16 protein-coding genes are annotated in these 15,741 nt (G+C 60.0%); 15 read left to right on the top strand and 1 reads right to left on the bottom strand.

All coding sequences use genetic code 11. The features are described 5' to 3' along the window. Positions 1 to 21: 21 nt before the first annotated feature. From M0D69_RS35160 to M0D69_RS35110, 11 genes are all read left to right on the top strand, one after another. Positions 22 to 1,533, top strand: coding sequence for an aldehyde dehydrogenase (locus tag M0D69_RS35160; protein ID WP_301786433.1), 1,512 nt, complete (start codon positions 22 to 24; stop codon positions 1,531 to 1,533). 55 nt (positions 1,534 to 1,588) lie between these two features. Beyond that, complete coding sequence (locus tag M0D69_RS35155) at positions 1,589 to 2,944, top strand: DUF3100 domain-containing protein (RefSeq protein ID WP_301786432.1); 1,356 nt, start codon at positions 1,589 to 1,591, stop codon at positions 2,942 to 2,944. A 483-nt stretch (positions 2,945 to 3,427) separates the two neighbouring features. Then, the gene (locus tag M0D69_RS35150; protein ID WP_301786431.1) at positions 3,428 to 4,003 is read left to right on the top strand and encodes a hypothetical protein; all 576 of its coding nucleotides are present in this window, start codon (positions 3,428 to 3,430) and stop codon (positions 4,001 to 4,003) included. Then, positions 3,973 to 4,296: a hypothetical protein gene (locus tag M0D69_RS35145; RefSeq protein ID WP_301786430.1), complete on the top strand. Its 324-nt coding sequence runs from the start codon at positions 3,973 to 3,975 to the stop codon at positions 4,294 to 4,296. Before M0D69_RS35150 ends, M0D69_RS35145 begins: the two co-directional genes overlap by 31 nt. Before the next feature lie 9 nt (positions 4,297 to 4,305). Further along, positions 4,306 to 4,659, top strand: coding sequence for a hypothetical protein (locus M0D69_RS35140; RefSeq protein WP_301786429.1), 354 nt, complete (start codon positions 4,306 to 4,308; stop codon positions 4,657 to 4,659). Positions 4,660 to 4,665: 6 nt separating this feature from the next. Further along, a complete protein-coding gene (locus M0D69_RS35135) occupies positions 4,666 to 5,067 on the top strand; it encodes a hypothetical protein (protein WP_301786428.1) in 402 nt (133 codons plus the stop codon). A 48-nt stretch (positions 5,068 to 5,115) separates the two neighbouring features. Then, the gene (locus tag M0D69_RS35130) at positions 5,116 to 5,802 is read left to right on the top strand and encodes a hypothetical protein (protein WP_301786427.1); all 687 of its coding nucleotides are present in this window, start codon (positions 5,116 to 5,118) and stop codon (positions 5,800 to 5,802) included. A 288-nt stretch (positions 5,803 to 6,090) separates the two neighbouring features. After that, positions 6,091 to 6,243 carry a hypothetical protein gene (locus M0D69_RS35125; RefSeq protein ID WP_301786426.1) on the top strand — a complete coding sequence of 51 codons (153 nt, stop codon included), beginning with the start codon at positions 6,091 to 6,093 and terminating at the stop codon, positions 6,241 to 6,243. Between the two features lie 540 nt (positions 6,244 to 6,783). After that, positions 6,784 to 7,092: a hypothetical protein gene (locus tag M0D69_RS35120; RefSeq protein ID WP_301786425.1), complete on the top strand. Its 309-nt coding sequence runs from the start codon at positions 6,784 to 6,786 to the stop codon at positions 7,090 to 7,092. Positions 7,093 to 7,303: 211 nt separating this feature from the next. Beyond that, a complete protein-coding gene (locus M0D69_RS35115) occupies positions 7,304 to 8,242 on the top strand; it encodes a 3-hydroxyacyl-CoA dehydrogenase family protein (protein ID WP_301786424.1) in 939 nt (312 codons plus the stop codon). Continuing rightward, positions 8,239 to 8,862 (top strand): flavin reductase family protein, encoded by a 624-nt coding sequence (locus M0D69_RS35110; protein WP_301786423.1) that lies wholly within the window; start codon positions 8,239 to 8,241, stop codon positions 8,860 to 8,862. The genes M0D69_RS35115 and M0D69_RS35110 overlap by 4 nt, the downstream gene beginning before the upstream one ends. Before the next feature lie 72 nt (positions 8,863 to 8,934). Here M0D69_RS35110 and M0D69_RS35105 read toward each other — a convergent pair whose 3' ends face one another. After that, entirely contained in the window at positions 8,935 to 10,911 is a 1,977-nt protein-coding gene (locus tag M0D69_RS35105; protein ID WP_301786422.1) for a methyl-accepting chemotaxis protein, read from the bottom strand. Positions 10,912 to 11,361: 450 nt separating this feature from the next. On the opposite strand from M0D69_RS35105, the gene M0D69_RS35100 reads away from it, so the two are divergent. From M0D69_RS35100 to M0D69_RS35085, 4 genes are all read left to right on the top strand, one after another. Further along, complete coding sequence (locus M0D69_RS35100) at positions 11,362 to 12,540, top strand: glycine betaine/L-proline ABC transporter ATP-binding protein (RefSeq protein ID WP_301786421.1); 1,179 nt, start codon at positions 11,362 to 11,364, stop codon at positions 12,538 to 12,540. After that, on the top strand, positions 12,533 to 13,435 hold the full coding sequence (gene choW / locus M0D69_RS35095; protein ID WP_301786420.1) for a choline ABC transporter permease subunit: 903 nt from the start codon (positions 12,533 to 12,535) through the stop codon (positions 13,433 to 13,435). Before M0D69_RS35100 ends, choW begins: the two co-directional genes overlap by 8 nt. A gap of 62 nt (positions 13,436 to 13,497) precedes the next feature. Beyond that, complete coding sequence (locus M0D69_RS35090; protein ID WP_301786419.1) at positions 13,498 to 14,499, top strand: GlxA family transcriptional regulator; 1,002 nt, start codon at positions 13,498 to 13,500, stop codon at positions 14,497 to 14,499. A 79-nt stretch (positions 14,500 to 14,578) separates the two neighbouring features. Then, a complete protein-coding gene (locus M0D69_RS35085) occupies positions 14,579 to 15,535 on the top strand; it encodes a choline ABC transporter substrate-binding protein (protein ID WP_301786418.1) in 957 nt (318 codons plus the stop codon). Positions 15,536 to 15,741: the final 206 nt, after the last annotated feature.

Raw genomic sequence — 15,741 nt, 5'->3', positions numbered from 1 at the left:
AACCAGGACCAGGAGCCAGATATGGAAAACAACGCGGCAGAAAACCTGTTGGCCGCCTTCGCGCATTTCTTCCCGAATGCCAGGACGATTGGTTCGTTTGTCGGCGGCGAGCTGGTTGAAGGCACGGGCGAGCTCATCCAGTTGTACGACGCGGCGACCGGCAAGCCGAGCCTCGCTTACAAGGATGGCGGCGCGGCTGTTGTCGAACTGGCAGCGGATGCAGCGCAGCGCGCTCAGAAACAGTGGTGGGCATTGACGCATGCGGCGCGTGGACGCGTCATGTTCGAGATCGCCCGGGAACTGCGCAAGGACGCGGAGAGCATCGCTCGTCTCGAGTCGCTTGGGTCGGGCAAACCGATTCGCGACTGCCGGGGCGAAGTCGCGAAGGTTGCCGAGATGTTCGAGTATTACGGCGGTTGGGCCGACAAGTTTTACGGCGACGTCATTCCGGTTCCGACCTCGCATTTGAACTACACGCGCCGCGAGCCGGCCGGAACAGTCCTGCAAATCACGCCCTGGAACGCACCGGTCTTTACATGTGGATGGCAGGTTGCACCGGCCATCTCGATGGGCAACGCCGTCTTGCTGAAGCCCTCTGAACTGACGCCGTTCACGTCCTTGGTGGTTGGGTTGCTGGCCGAAAAAGCGGGCGCGCCGAAGGGGCTCATCAACGTCCTTGCAGGCCTTGGTCAGACCGTCGCGCAGGCTGCCATCGCGCACAAGGTTGTGAAGAAGGTGGTGTTCGTCGGCTCGCCTGCAACCGGCGTGCGCATTGCAGAAGCCGCAGCGAAACGGGTGCTTCCTTGCGTGCTGGAACTGGGCGGCAAGTCGGCCAACATCATCTTCGCCGATGCCGATCTCAAGCGCGCTGCGTTGACCGCCCAGGCCGCGATTTTCGCCGGTGCGGGCCAGAGTTGCGTGGCGGGTTCGCGCCTGCTCGTGCAACGTTCGGTCTACGACGAGTTCGTCGGCATGGTTGCTACGGGTGCTAAAAAAATCAAGGTTGGCTCGCCGCTGGACGATGCAACCGAGGTCGGACCCATCAACAATCGCACGCAGTATGACCACATCATGAAGATGATCGCGAGCGGCGTTCAGGCGGGTGCGACCCTTGTGGCAGGATCGGCCGAGCGCTCGACCGGCGGCTATTTCGTTGCGCCCACTGTGCTGTCGAACGTGACGAACGAGATGGACGTAGCGCGCACCGAAATCTTCGGTCCGGTGGTCGCTGCAATTCCTTTCGATACCGAAGAAGAAGCCCTTACTATCGCGAATGACACCGAGTTTGGTTTGGCCGGTGCGGTATGGACGAACGACGTAGGCCGTGCGCATCGGGTTGCGGGACAGGTCAACGCGGGCACGTTTTGGGTCAATGGCTACAAGACCATTAACGTCGCGTCCCCGTTCGGTGGTTATGGCTTAAGCGGGTACGGACGTTCCAGCGGTGTTGAAGCGCTGTACGAGTACACGCAGACCAAGAGCATCTGGGTAGAAACCGCCAGAGAGCCAGCGACGACGTTCGGCTATTTGTAGAGCAACGTGTCCTCTCGTTCCCGATATATCGCGAGAGGACAACCGGGAGATAACAATGGAAAATACGTTGGCTGCGCAGCAATGGGGTAGTGGTGGGCTGAGGAGCGCAAAGCTGTTTCTTTATGCGGCGATCATCCTGGTAATCGCTGAATTTATCGGCTCGTTCACGTTCAAGGTGGGACCGGGCAAAGTGGTTTTGCTCCCCATGATCTGGGCGCTTCTTCTCGGTGCTGCCCTGGGGTTGGCCAGTGAGCGGTGGAGCGGCGTTGCCCGGCTCGATGTGAAGACCCAGTTCCTGGCCGCGGCCATTTTGCAGCCCGCGCTTTTGCTCTTTGTCGCCAAGCTGGGCCTGATGGTTGGCAGCGCCTTGCCGAAGCTTGCGGCCGCCGGCTGGGCGCTGGCGTTTCAGGAACTCGGTCACTTCGTTGGCACTATCTTGCTGGGACTTCCGCTCGCGTTGCTGCTCGGTATCAAGCGAGAAGCGATCGGGGCGACGTTCTCCGTGGGCCGTGAACCGAGCCTTGCGATTATCGGCGAGAAGTACGGCATGGACTCGCCCGAAGGGCGGGGTGTTCTCGCCGAATATTTGACGGGTACCGTATTCGGCGCTGTCTTCATCGCGATTCTGGCCGGCTTCGTGGCGAGTCTGAATATCTTCCATCCACTGGCGCTCGCCATGGGTTCAGGCGTTGGCTCCGGCAGCATGATGGCCGCTGCTTCCGGTGCGATCGCCGCGCAGCAGACGCCCGAGATGGCGAAGACGGTCCTCACGTTTGCTGCTGCCAGCAACCTCATCACGACGACTATCGGAACGTACTTCACGCTGTTTATTTCGCTGCCGATGGCCGTGTGGGGATATCGCCTGCTCGAACCGTTGATTGGTCGCAAGAGCCGGGCGTCGGACGCATCGGAGGCGATTGAAAACTCCCGTCCGAAGCTGGGTGGTGTTGAAACAGCCGTCGAAACAGCTGCGCCTCAACTGGGCTATCGCGGGAAACTTGTTGCCTGGGGTGTCACTGCCGTGTTCGCGCTTGGCTGTGACTGGATTACCCACGGCACCACGCCGCTGATGGGACTTCCGGGCATGCTGATCATGGTGCTCGCGACGATTGTCGGTGATGCTGTTTATACGGTAACAGGACGCAAGATCCCGGCGGTCTGCTGGGTGTCGATTGTCGCCATGTTCATGACGTCGCCGCTGTGTCCCTGGGCGTCGCAGATATCGGCGTATAGCGCGCAGAACGATTTCCTTGGCATTACAACGCCGATGCTTACCTTCGCGGGGCTGTCTATCGCCAAGGATATTCCGGCGTTTCGCCGCTTGGGCTGGAGGATCGTGCTGGTGTCGTTTGTTGCGAATGCCGGAACGTTTCTTGGCGCTACGCTCGTAGCACAAATCTTCCACGTGTAGTGTTTTTTCGCTCGCGCCGACAGAATTAATAGTCCAACGGTGCGAGCGAAACCAAGCTCGCCAGGCGTGTCAACCTGACTCGCCAGCCATGACGCGGTCCCCACGGTGCCGTCTCCGGTCTACGTCCTGAAACAGCGCCAACCCCGGCTCTACATCGAATCATGCGAGCAACCTGAAAATATTCGCTACGGTTAGCTATGCATATAAAAACGTGATATTGGTGAGAACCGTCAAGACGCTCAAAACGAAATAAAGAGCGCTCTAAAACGTAGACAACCATTCCAGTTTTGGGCGGTGCGACTGCGCTCGTTCAGAGCGTTAGAGCCCTGGTGATTGTTCCCAAATCTGAACGCAAACATCCGGAGCCTGCATCAACCGGGTTCCAGGCACGTGCTGTCTGCGCATTGCGGTGTTAGCCGAGTGCTTCGCGCGCTGATGATCCAAGCGCATTGATCCGGGATAACTGGGCGGGAAAAGGAGGTTATGAGCTTTAAAATAAAGAAGTCGTTATGCCTGTTGGCGCGCGTGTGTACATCGCTCACCATGACGCTGGCCAATCTCACGGAGCTGGCGGCAGCACCAGTAGCGCCCGCACCGCCGCTACCCACCGTCTGGCCTCGCGACTTCGATGCGGCGCAACAGCACATAGAGATTTTTCAGCCACAAGTTGAAGGATGGGACGGCAATCACCTGGAAGGCCGTGCGGCAATTGCAGTAGGCGCCAAGGACTCGACGCCGGACTACGGTGTGGCTCACTTTGTTGCGCGGGCCGAAATCGACAAGACGTCGTCGACGGTGCAATTGCGCGACATTGTGTTCGACAAGGTCGACATGCCGGCGAATCCGAATGCATCCGCCAGCGTCAAGACGGCGCTGCAATCGCGCATCACGCCTGATGGCCTCACCACGTCGCTCGAGCAGCTGCAGGCAAGCTATGCAAGCACGCACCAAGGCGCTCAACCTGGGCTGACGGTGCAGAAAACGTCCCGCACGTCTTCTTCGCCGACCGCCCGACGTTGCTCGTGCTCATGGATCGCGACGCGAATTATCGCGACGTAACCGGCACGCATTTTCAGCGCCTCATCAACACCCGCGCAATGCTTCTCAAGGATGCCGCGGGCACCCTGCATCTCAATGTTGCAGACTACTGGTACAACGCACCGGCGCTCGCAGGTCCGTGGCGTGTCAATGCAACGCCGAGCCCCGATCTCGTCGCCGCCGCGCACAGTGCGCAGACCAGCATGAAGTCGGATCCCATGCTGCCGTCCGATGACAAACGCCCGGCGCACGCACCGGACGTTATTGTTGCAGCGCAGCCGGCCGAGCTGGTCGTGACAGACTGGAAACCGTAGCTGCAGCCGGTGAAAGGCGTCAACCTGCTGAGTGTCGCCAATGCCGACCATGCGCTGTTCGTCGAGCCGCGCGACAACCGTTACTACCTGCTGCTATCGGGCCGCTGGTTCAGCGCAGCAGGTTTGAACGGACCGTGGTCGTTCGTCGACGGCAAGAGCTTGCCTCCCGACTTCGCGAAGATCGCGCCGGACGATCGGCATGCGAATGCGCTCGTATCGGTCCCGGATACACCGCAGGCCAGAGAGGCCGCTATCGCGGCGACCATTCCACAGACCGCTACCGTATCGCGCAAGTCGATTACGCTGAAAGTCGTGTACGACGGTGCGCCCAAGTTTGCCGGCATCGCGGGCACTTCGTTATAGTATGCCGTGAACACGGCGACGCCCGTCATACAGACCGCATCGTCGCAGTTTTTCGCCGTTGCCAACGGCATCTGGTTCACGGCCAGTGCACCGGCCGGTCCATGGCATGTCGCCGACGCCATACCGGCTTCCGTCTACGCGATTCCGCCGGCATCTCCCGTGTATTACGTGACCTATGTGCACGTTTATTCGTCGACGCCGGATACCGTCGTCGTGGGTGATACGCCGGGCTATCTTGGAGTCGTCGTCAATTCCAGCGGCACCGTGGTGTACGGTACCAGTTATGTGTATGAGCCGTATGTCGGCGCAGTGTATTACGGCTATCCGGCGACCTATGGATATGGCGCAGGGTTCGCGCTTGGAACGACAGTCGGGTTCGCGTTCGGCTTTGCCATTGGTGCCACTTGAGGCGCGCCTTCTCCGTACTGGGGACCCTACTGGGGCGGCGGTGGCCCCATGAACTGCCAGTACGCGAACGTCAACCAGGCCAATATCTATGGCCGCTGGGGCCAGGGCACGGTGACGCACGCATCCGGCTGGAACGGCTGGACCGGGCGCAGCTGGTCAGGCACGGCCGCGTCCGGTTTCAATCCCTATACCGGCGGCCATTTCCAGGCAAGCCGGGGCGCCGTCCAAAACGCGTATAACGGCAACTTCGCAGCCGGCCGCGAGGGGTCGTTCAGCAATCCGTCGACAGGTCGATCGGGAGCGTCGCGCGGCGGCGTGGCCGGCAACGCGTACAACGGCAACTATGCCGCCGGGCGCCAGGCGGCCGGGTATAACGCCCAGACGGGTCGCTATGGCGCTGCCGGAGCCGGTGTGACCGGCAACACAAACTCGGGCGAGCATCAGGCAGGGTCGCGTGGCGTTGTCGGCAACGCGAACACGGGCCGGAGCGCGTCGCGTGGAACAACGGCAATGTCTACGCCGGCAACGACGGCAATGTTTATAAGCACGACCAGGGGGGCGGATGGCAGCAACACACCTCGAATGGCTGGCAACCGGCCACGCCCAGCACCAACACGACGAGCCGGCTCAGCTCGGTCCGCCAGGGACAAAACCTGGGTAACGCGCGCGAGCGGACAATTCCAGCCCAGAGGCGGTTTCGGCGGCGGTGGCGGCGGTGGAAGATTCCGGCGATGAAAACCACATAAAGGTGTCCACGAGGCGGCTAGCTGCGTGCTTATGCCAGTCCGCTCCCGGCGCGAAGACCGGATTTCGTTGCGATTAGCAATCCGCCTTGTGCGCGATCGCGCTTTCGACCCAGTAATTGCTACTGATTCAGTCAAAAATACCGGCTCTGCGTGTTGCGAAAACGCAATCGTGTAGAAAAACTACGAAAGAAATGTTGCGTTGCACTATGAATAAGCTAGTGAAAACCCTATAATGATGTCTAAGGGATAACCCTTGACCAACCACCAGGAGTTTGACATGAGCTACCTCTTCGCATTGCTGCAAAAGTTTGCATCGCTGTTCGAATCGCCGCATCTTCCGATGGACTCGGACTACTCGTACCAAGCCCGTCAGCGTGAAGCAGAGCGGATGCGCAAGTCGCGCGGAACCATCATGGGTATCCGTCTGTGAGCTGCAGGGAAAGCAGTGCGGACTGCGGGGAAAACTGAAGTGTTGCTGGTTTATGCTTGACAAGGTTTTTTCGTAGTGCAGTCCGCCTGCTTTCGTTGATGTAGATTGTGTAGTTTTTCTAGCTTAATTTTCTTACCGATCGCACGTTTGTCACAAGGCTATCGCGTCGCATTTGAGCGACATTCCTCCCGGCGCCGCTCGGCGCATGCTTTCCAGATCGCTCCCCGTTTTCACCCTCCGGCGCTCGCATTGGCCAATCGACCATTTCATATTTTCGTTGCTTACACGCCGCAGGGCGAAACAGTTCCCGGATTCACTGCCCGTCTGACGTAAAGCCTAGTGAAATCAGCGGCTTAAAGAATTTCGATACGCACCGGGCCCTGCTGGCCCAATGATACGAACACTTACAAGCGCTCACGTCATGCAACTTGGCGCCCCGCTACAGTGATTTCAACGACGCGGCACATCGGCACACCTGCACATCGTTCCGGCTGGCCGCGCGTCCTCAACACGAAATCAAGCTGAAAAGGGAGAATAGTCATGAACACCTCACGCTCGATCATTGCCACACTGCTCGCCGGCGGCGCGCTTTTAACCGGTACGACTGCATTCGCCCAGGTCGATAACGGCATGATTCACGGCCCCATGCCCCAACAAAATTATGCGCAACCGCACATAGTGCAGGCCGATGTGGTTATAAACCTCGGCTGGCATGGAGACCGATATTGGGACGGCCATCGTTATTGGCAGCGCGATGAATGGATGCGTCATCATCCGCACGATTCGGGTCCGTCGCATCGCCCGCCGCACGCGGATCGCCACGACGACCACGGTCCGAACCACGGCTGATCGCGTCAGTCTTAAAAAGACTTCGCTGCGAATGCCGGTTTCCCGCAAGGGGAGCCGGTTTTTTTATGCATGGCCACGGGGCTGCGAGCCTTCACCTGGCAGTAACCTTCAAGTCATAGGCCATTTGCTGCCCCGCGCGATGGGAGGCGCTGCGCTATCCTAGTTGGCTCGGACTTGAAAGCTAAGAACCAACTGCAATTGCGGGGAAAACTTGAATCAAATCACTATTGGCGTGGTGGGCAGCGGCTTGATGGGCGTCGGCATAGCGACGCAGGCGGCGCTGCACGGCTATCCGACCATCATTCATGACATCGACGCCACGCGGCTTGCGTCGGTGGGCGCAAAAGCAGAAGCGATCCTCGACGAATTGATCGACGCCGGTGTATTCAATGCGGACGGGAAACGGGACGTACTCGCGCGTATTGAAACTACAGACCGGCTGGAGCGGGTGGCAACGGCGGGTTTTATCGTGGAAGCCATTCCCGAGGTGCTCGAACTGAAGAATCGCACGTATAAGGCGCTCGAACCGCTGCTGCGCGACGACGCCATTTTCGCCAGCAATACGAGCGGCTTTCCGCCAGATCTGCTCGCGCAAGTGCTGCAAAACAAGGCGCGTTTTGTGATCGCGCATTTCTGGAATCCGCCGCACACCATTCCGCTCGTGGAAGTCGTGCCTGGAACCGAGACCGATCCGGACGTCACGCGCCGCACGGCTGAACTGATGACGGCTATTGGCATGGAGCCGGTCGTGCTGACGAAGGCGATCCCAGGTTTTGTCGGTAACCGGTTGCAGTTCGCGGTGTTGCGCGAGGCCCTTGCTATCGTGCGTTCGGGCGCAGCGACACCGCAAGTGGTCGACGCTGTGATGAAAGCGTCGCTCGGACGGCGCTACGGCATGGTCGGACCGCTGGAGAGCGCGGATCTCGGCGGACTCGATACGTTGCTGGATATCGGCTCGCACCTGATGCCGGAGCTGGCAAAGGACGAAGACGTATTGCAACTGATGCGTGAACACGTGCAGAACGGGCGCGTGGGCGTGCGCAGCGGGCAAGGGTTTTATGAATGGGACGACGCGCAGCACGCGCGCGTGAAAGCAGGGCGCAAGCGCCTGATCCACCACACTGCAAAGAAGACCGGGAAGCACTCATGAGCGACAGCAACGCCGAGCATTTCTACAACCCCGACGAGGGTCACGGGCTTCGCCACGATCCGTTCAAGGCGATCGTCGCGCCGCGAGTGATCGGCTGGATTTCGAGCCGCGATCCGGATGGCCGCGTGAACCTCGCGCCGTACAGCTTTTTCGGCGCGTTTGCGACGTTCCCATACGTCATTGGATTCTCGAGCGAGGGTTTCAAGGACAGCATCGCGAACATCGAGGCGACGGGCGAATTCGTGTGGAATCTGGCGAGCAAGCCGCTTGCCGGGAAGATGAACCAGACGTCGGCGACGGTGCCTCACGAAGTCGATGAATTCGAGCTGGCCGGGCTCACCAAAGCGCCGGGCGTGAACGTGGCCGTGCCGCACGTGGCGGAGTCGCCGGCTGCGCTCGAATGCAAGTTGCTGCAGATCATCAGGCTGAAGTCTTTGGACGGCACGCCGATGAACAACTGGCTCGCGCTCGGGCAAGTTGTCGGCGTGCATATCCGGCGTGAATTCTTGAAGGACGGTATGTTCGATACGGCCGCCGCGCAGCCGATCATGCGTGCGGGTTATCGCGGGGATTATGCGGGTATCGGCGAAATGTTCGAGATGATCCGGCCGACGTCTTGAGGGCGTGAGAGGGATGGTGGGCGCGTTCCAGACGCGCGCTGGAATACAACTAAGCACCGTTGCCTCCCGCTCCTAAAGTCGAAACACGCTCACCGCGCGGCTCAGCTGTTCCGCTTGCTCATGCAACCCGGCCGTCGATTGTTCCGCTTCACCGACCAGCGCCGCGTTCTGCTGGGTCGCTTCGCCAATCTGCGCCACGGCAAGATTCACCTGCTCGATGCCGCTCGATTGTTCGCGCGACGCCACGCTGATCTCGCCGATGATCGCGTTCACCCGCGCGACACGTTCCACGATTCCAGCCATCGTGCCGCGGGCTTCTTCGGCGATCCGGTAACCATCGGCGACCCGGCCCACCGATTCCGCAACCAGCGCTTCAATTTCCTTGACCGCCGCCGCGCTGCGCTGAGCCAGTCCGCGCACCTCCGACGCCACCACGGCAAATCCTCTTCCATGTTCGCCAGCCCGCGCGGCTTCCACGGCCGCGTTCAACGCCAGGATGTTGGTCTGGAACGCGATGCCTTCGATCACCGACGTGATGTCCGAGATCTTGCGCGCGGAGGCATCGATTTCACCCATCGTCGCGACCACCCGGCTCACAGCTTCGCCGCCGGCGCGCGCTGCGTCGGATGCTGACGCCACAAGCTGATCCGCCTGCGCCGTGTTGGCCGCGTTTTGTTGCACGGTCGACGTAATCTGTTCCATGCTCGCCGCGGTTTCTTCAAGGCTGCTGGCCTGCGTCGCAATCCGTAGCGAGATGTCGCTGCTGCCCGCCGCGATCCGCCCCGTGCCGTCCGACATATCCGCCGACGCGCTGCGCACTTGCGTAACAATGCGCGCAAGACCGGTCGCGATACTATCGATGGCGATCATCAACCGGCCGACATCGTCCTCACGCGTGGTCGCGAGCCGCACGCTCAAATCGCCTGCCGCTATCCGTTCGGACGCATGCGTGAGTTCCGCGAGCGGCCGGCTCACCAGCTTGGCGACAGCGAAGAGCAGCACGGCTACGAACGCGGCGATCACGAATAGCCCGATCAGCAGGAAGTGATTGCGCGTGGTCCGCACGTCTGCGAGCAACTCATCGCGATACGCGATTCCGCCAATCAGCCATTGCCATTCCGGCACCGTACGAAACACGATTTCCTTCGTCCCGCCGTGAACCTTGGGATCGGTTGCATCCGCGATGTCAGGGGCATCGAAGGAAAGACGGCCTTCCTTCGCGTCCAGCATCTGCTTGAACGGCGCGATGCGTTCATCGGCGGCTTGAGTCGCTGCGCCACCCGCCCCACCCACGCCCGGATGCACGAACAGCTTGCCGCGATTCGGTCCGTTCGATGCATCGACGACGAAGAAATAGCCGTTCTGGCCGACTGTCAGGTCGCGAATGTTCTGCTGCAGCGCTGCTATCTCCGGCGTGACATCCACACCCACAAACAACGCGCCGATCACGCGTCCCGACGGATCGGTAACGGGTTTGTATTCGGTGATGTACTGCTTGCCGAACAGCGACGCCATGCCGATAAAGCGCTTCCCGGCGAGCATCGGCGCGTAAGCCGGGCCTTTCCGGTCAAGCAGCGTGCCGATTGCGCGTTCGCCATTCTGTTTTTTCAACGATGTCGTCACGCGCACGAAGTCATCACCGGTGCGCGCAAACACTGTCGCGATCGCGCCACTACGTTCGAGGAACTGGTCGGGAATCGAGAAATCGAGGTTGATCGGCTTGTCGCCCGCTTTGAACGTTGGCGTCGCCAAACCGCCAATATCGACTTTTTGCGCTTCATCGAGCGTGAAATCGGTGGGCAGGAAGCTCGAGAACAGCGTCATGTAGCGCTCGACTTCGGCGCTGACGGCTTTGTCGTAGAGACGGATCATCGTGCCGATCGCGCGGCCGTCGTCGTCCATGCGTTCGAGCGCCTGGGCATCAATTTGCTGGCCTGCCAGATGGGTGACCGCGATGGTAAAACCGGCGACGACCGTGGCCGCGAGCACACACGCGAGGATGGCGAATTTCGCGCCGACACTTGCCCGGCGGATATTGAATAGCGGCATAAATGAACTGGATAGGCTAGATGAAGGGAATATGAAGGGTTAACGGCTGCGCCCCGCCGTTCTTGATCGCCCGCGCCCGTTAGCCGTCGGCCAAGCGCTGAAAAACAGTCAAAACACGACATGGTTCGGCGAGCCGCATTCCTGGAATATGATTGGTCGGACGGTAAAAGCGCCGAGCAACCGGGCGAATCGCCGGTGAAAACCGGAAAAACGCAAAGAAACGGCCGTCCACTTGCACTGGCGCGACACGGGAAAAAACGCCAAAAGCGGGCCCGTACTGCTCGCAAACCCTTTCCCCATAAGGCTCCGGCTTTTCACTCGTTAAAAAAAGAAAATCGAGGTGTCGTATTTCCACATGTGCCTGTCGGAAATAGTCGGCAACCCGCACTTTTTTCTGGCAACTATGTATGCATAGCGCGGACGCACGTCCGCCAACCAGGAGAGCGTTCGATGAATTCCCACAAGGTCGTGGTCGAAAACCTGTGTAAGGTATTCGGCACGAGCCCGAAGCAGGCGATCGACATGCTTGCCGGCGGCGCAACGAAGGAAGAAGTTTTCTCCCGCACCGGACAGATTGTCGGCGTCCATAACGTGTCCTTCGAGGTGAAGGAAGGCGAGATTTTCGTGCTGATGGGCCTGTCGGGTTCGGGCAAATCGACACTGATCCGCCTCATCAACCGGCTGGTCGAACCGACGGCCGGCAAGGTCCTGATCGATGGCCGCGATGTGGCTTCCGTGCCGCGCTCCGAACTTACGGCGCTGCGTCGCAAAGACATGAGCATGGTGTTCCAGTCGTTCGCACTGATGCCGCAGCGCACGGTGCTGTCGAATGCGGCGTTCGGGCTGGAAGTGGCGGGCATCGGGCGCAAGGAACGCGAGAAACGCGCGATGGCCGTGCTCGAACAAGTGGGTCTTGCGCCGTTTGCGCAGAAGCTGCCGGCGCAGCTGTCGGGCGGGATGCAGCAGCGCGTGGGCTTGGCGCGAGCGCTGGCCGTGAACCCGTCGCTGATGATCATGGACGAGGCGTTCTCCGCACTCGATCCGCTCAAACGCAAGGAAATGCAGAACGTGCTGCTCGATCTGCAGCGCGAACAGCAGCGCACGATCATGTTCGTGTCGCACGATCTGGAGGAGGCGCTGCGCATTGGTACGCGCATCGCGATCATGGAAGGCGGCAAGGTGGTGCAGATCGGCACGCCGCAGGAAATCATCTCGAACCCCGCTGACGACTACGTGCGCGCGTTCTTCGAAGGTATCGACACAAGCCGTTACCTGACTGCCGGCGACCTGATGCAGACCGACGTCGTGCCGCTGATGAAACACGGTTCGCAGATCGATGCATCGAGCGTCTCGCAGGCGCTCAACGGCAGCGCCGACTATGCGTTCGTAATGGACCACGAGCGCAAGATTCGCGGTTTTGTGTGCCGCGATGCAATCGGCCAGGCATCGCCGGAAATCAATCTTATCGAATGCATTCAACGCACCACGCCGCTCGACGTTGTCGTCAGCCGGGTGGTGGCCAGCCGTGCGCCGCTGCCGGTGGTCGAGGCGGACGGCTCGTATTGCGGTTCGGTCAACAAGGCGAATGTTCTCAAGGCTCTGACTCGACATCGAGGTTCCCATGTCTGAAATTATCCCGCTCGGCAGTTGGGTCGATCACGGCGTCAAATACCTGCTCGACCACGACGCAAGCACCTTCGACGCGATCGGCAGGGTTATCGAAAGTTTCGCGGCGCTGATTGAACACGGCCTGCAATCCATTCCGATGTGGCTGATGATGGCGATCTTCGTCGGCATCGGCTTGTGGCGTGTCGGCTGGCGGTTCGCGCTATTCACGCTGCTGTCGTTGTTGCTGATCTACGCGACCGGCTTCTGGGACGAGATGGTGATCACGCTCGGCCTGACGCTGTCTGCCACCTTGATCAGTTTGTTGCTCGGTATTCCGCTCGGCATCTGGACGGCCAAGAGCAAAACCGTTGAGACGATCGTGCGTCCGGTGCTCGACCTGATGCAGACCATGCCCGCCTTCGTGTACCTGATTCCGGCGGCCATGCTGTTCGGTCTCGGCCGCGTTCCCGGCATCTTGTCGACGGTTATTTTCGCGATGCCGCCCGCCGTGCGTCTCACGTCGCTGGGCATCAAGCATGTGAATCGCGAGATCGTGGAAGCGGGTCAGGCATTCGGCTGCACGCCGTGGCAACTGCTTTACAAGGTGCAGTTTCCGAACGCGTTGCCGTCCATCATGACCGGCGTCAACCAGACCATCATGATGGCGCTGTCCATGGTGATCATCGCTTCGATGGTCGGCGCGGGCGGCCTCGGCAACGACGTGCTGGCGAGTATTCAGCGGCTGGATATCGGGCTGGGATTTGAAAGCGGCTTGTCGGTGGTGCTGCTCGCGATCATTCTCGACCGGATCACGGAAAGCTTCGGCCGCTCGCCGGGCATGGCGCGGGCGCCGCTGTTGTCGGGGATTCGCAGCGTAATGCGCGTGCGCCGCACACCGGCAGCACAGCAAGGTTAAGCATCAGTGTGAGTGGTTAAATCAGGCAGCGAAGCTAAGCTGAGCCCAAGGATAAAAACCCGATGAAACGCGACGCGATGGTGCCGGACAGGATTCATCCTGACAATTCACCGTTATCGAAGCTGGCGCACTTCGGGTTCCTGACGCTGCCGAATTTTTCGATGATCGCGTTCACCAGCGCGATCGAAGTGCTGCGCATGGCGAACTACGTCGGCCGCGCGGAGCACTACACGTGGTCGGTAATCACGCCTGACGGCGAACCGGCGCGCGCGAGCAACGGCATTACCGTGAAGCCGACCAAGACGCTCGCCGAAGCGGGCATGCCGGACGTGCTGATCGTGTGCGCGGGCTGGCATGTACGCGATTACGTCGATGAAAACGTGATTGCGCTGTTGCATCACGTAGCGGAGCAAGGCGTGCCGCTTGGCGGCATATGCACCGGTGCGTACGCGTTGCTGGCGGCGAACTTGCTCGATGGGTATCGCTGCACCGTGCATTGGGAAGACATGTCGCCCTTGCACAAGCGCTTCCCGCACGTACGATTTGCCGATGAACTGTTTGTGATCGACCGTGATCGCGTGACTTGCACGGGCGGTACCGCGCCGCTCGACCTGATGCTGAACCTGGTCGGCCAGCGGCTTGGGCAGGCGCATGCGGCGCAGGTGTCCGAGCAGTTCATCGTGGAGCGGATTCGCGGCACGACCGATTACCAGCACATTCCCGTCGATGCCCGCGTGGGGTTCTCGCGGGCCGAGCTGATTGAGGTGGTGCGGCTGATGGAGGCGAACATTGAAGAGCCGTTGTCGCTGGAAGAACTTGCGCGGCTCGTGAAGCTTTCGCAGCGTCATTTGCAGCGCATGTTCAAGATGTTCCTGAGTGTTTCGCCGACGCATTATTACCTCACGCTGCGGCTGCGGCGAGCGCGTGAGTTGCTGCGTAATACTGATGCATCGATCTCGCGCGTGACGGCAATTTGCGGCTTTCATTCACCGTGTCATTTCAGCAAGGCGTACCGCGCGCAATTTGGCCACGCGCCGAGTATTGAGCGCAGGCAGTCGGCTTGATGATCCATTTTTTAGGCGGGTTGCGCTGATTGAGGCGCGGCATCGTCGTGTCTGGCAGTTTCAAAAACAGGGAGAAAACATGAAAATTCACGGAATCGCGTCGTCGTGTGCGCTGGCTGTCTTACTGAATGTCACGATGTCCGGCGGCGCGTTTGCGGCCGAGCCGGCCACGTGCCAGAACGTCCGTTTCGCCGATGTAGGCTGGACCGATATTGCCGCGACCACGGGTCTTGCGACCACGGTGCTGCAGGGCTTGGGGTATAAACCGACGAAGACCATCGCGTCCGTGCCTATTACTTTTGCCGGTATCAAGAGCAAGCAGATTGACGTGTTCCTTGGCTATTGGTCGCCGACGATGGACCCGATTGTCGAGCCGTTCCAGAAAGCCGGCCAGGTTAAGGTACTGACTGCGCCTAACCTGACGGGCGCGAAATATACGCTGGCCGTGCCCGACTATGCGTATAACGGCGGCCTGAAGTCATTCGCCGATATCGCCAAGAATTTCGACAAGCTCGACGGCAAGATCTACGGCATCGAGCCGGGTAACGACGGTAACGCGTTGATCAAGAAGATGATCGATTCGAATCAGTTCGGGCTTGGCAAGTTCAAGATGGTGGAGTCGAGCGAGGCGGGCATGCTGGTGGAAGTGGGCCGCGCGATTCGCGAGAAGAAGTGGATTGTGTTCCTTGGCTGGGAACCGCATCCGATGAACGTGACCATGAAGATTGATTACCTGAGCGGCGGCGACGATGTATTCGGCCCGAACTATGGTGAAGCGAAGGTCTTGACGGTGACGCCGCCGGATTATGCCGCGCGATGTCCGAACGTGGCGAAGCTGGTCGATAATTTGCGGTTTTCCACGGACATCGAGAATCACGTGATGACGCCGATCATGAACAAGACCGACCCGAATCTGGCGGCGCGTCAGTGGTTGAAGGCCAATCCTGCGGTGTTGGATAAGTGGCTGGCCGGGGTCAAGACGTTCGATGGGAAGGATGGTCTGCCGGCGGTTAAGGCTTACGTAGCAGCGCAGTAAATTTCGCTCGCGCCGGTGGACGGGTTTGGGGTTTGGTCTGCTGGCGCGGGTGGGCGGGGTTTATGCCGGGGTGGTGCTTTCGTTGTTAGTGGTCCGCGTGAGTTAGCTGTATTTTTTATCACTATTAGCCACTGTGCGTGGCGGCACCCTCTTTCTTTTTCCAACACAACGGCGAAAAAGAAACAGAAGCAAAGAAAACGCCTCCC

The sequence above is a fragment of the Caballeronia sp. SEWSISQ10-4 2 genome (assembly GCF_030464885.1).
In the GTDB taxonomy this organism is placed as follows: Bacteria; Pseudomonadota; Gammaproteobacteria; order Burkholderiales; family Burkholderiaceae; genus Caballeronia.
This window is presented reverse-complemented; position numbering and strand designations above follow the sequence as displayed.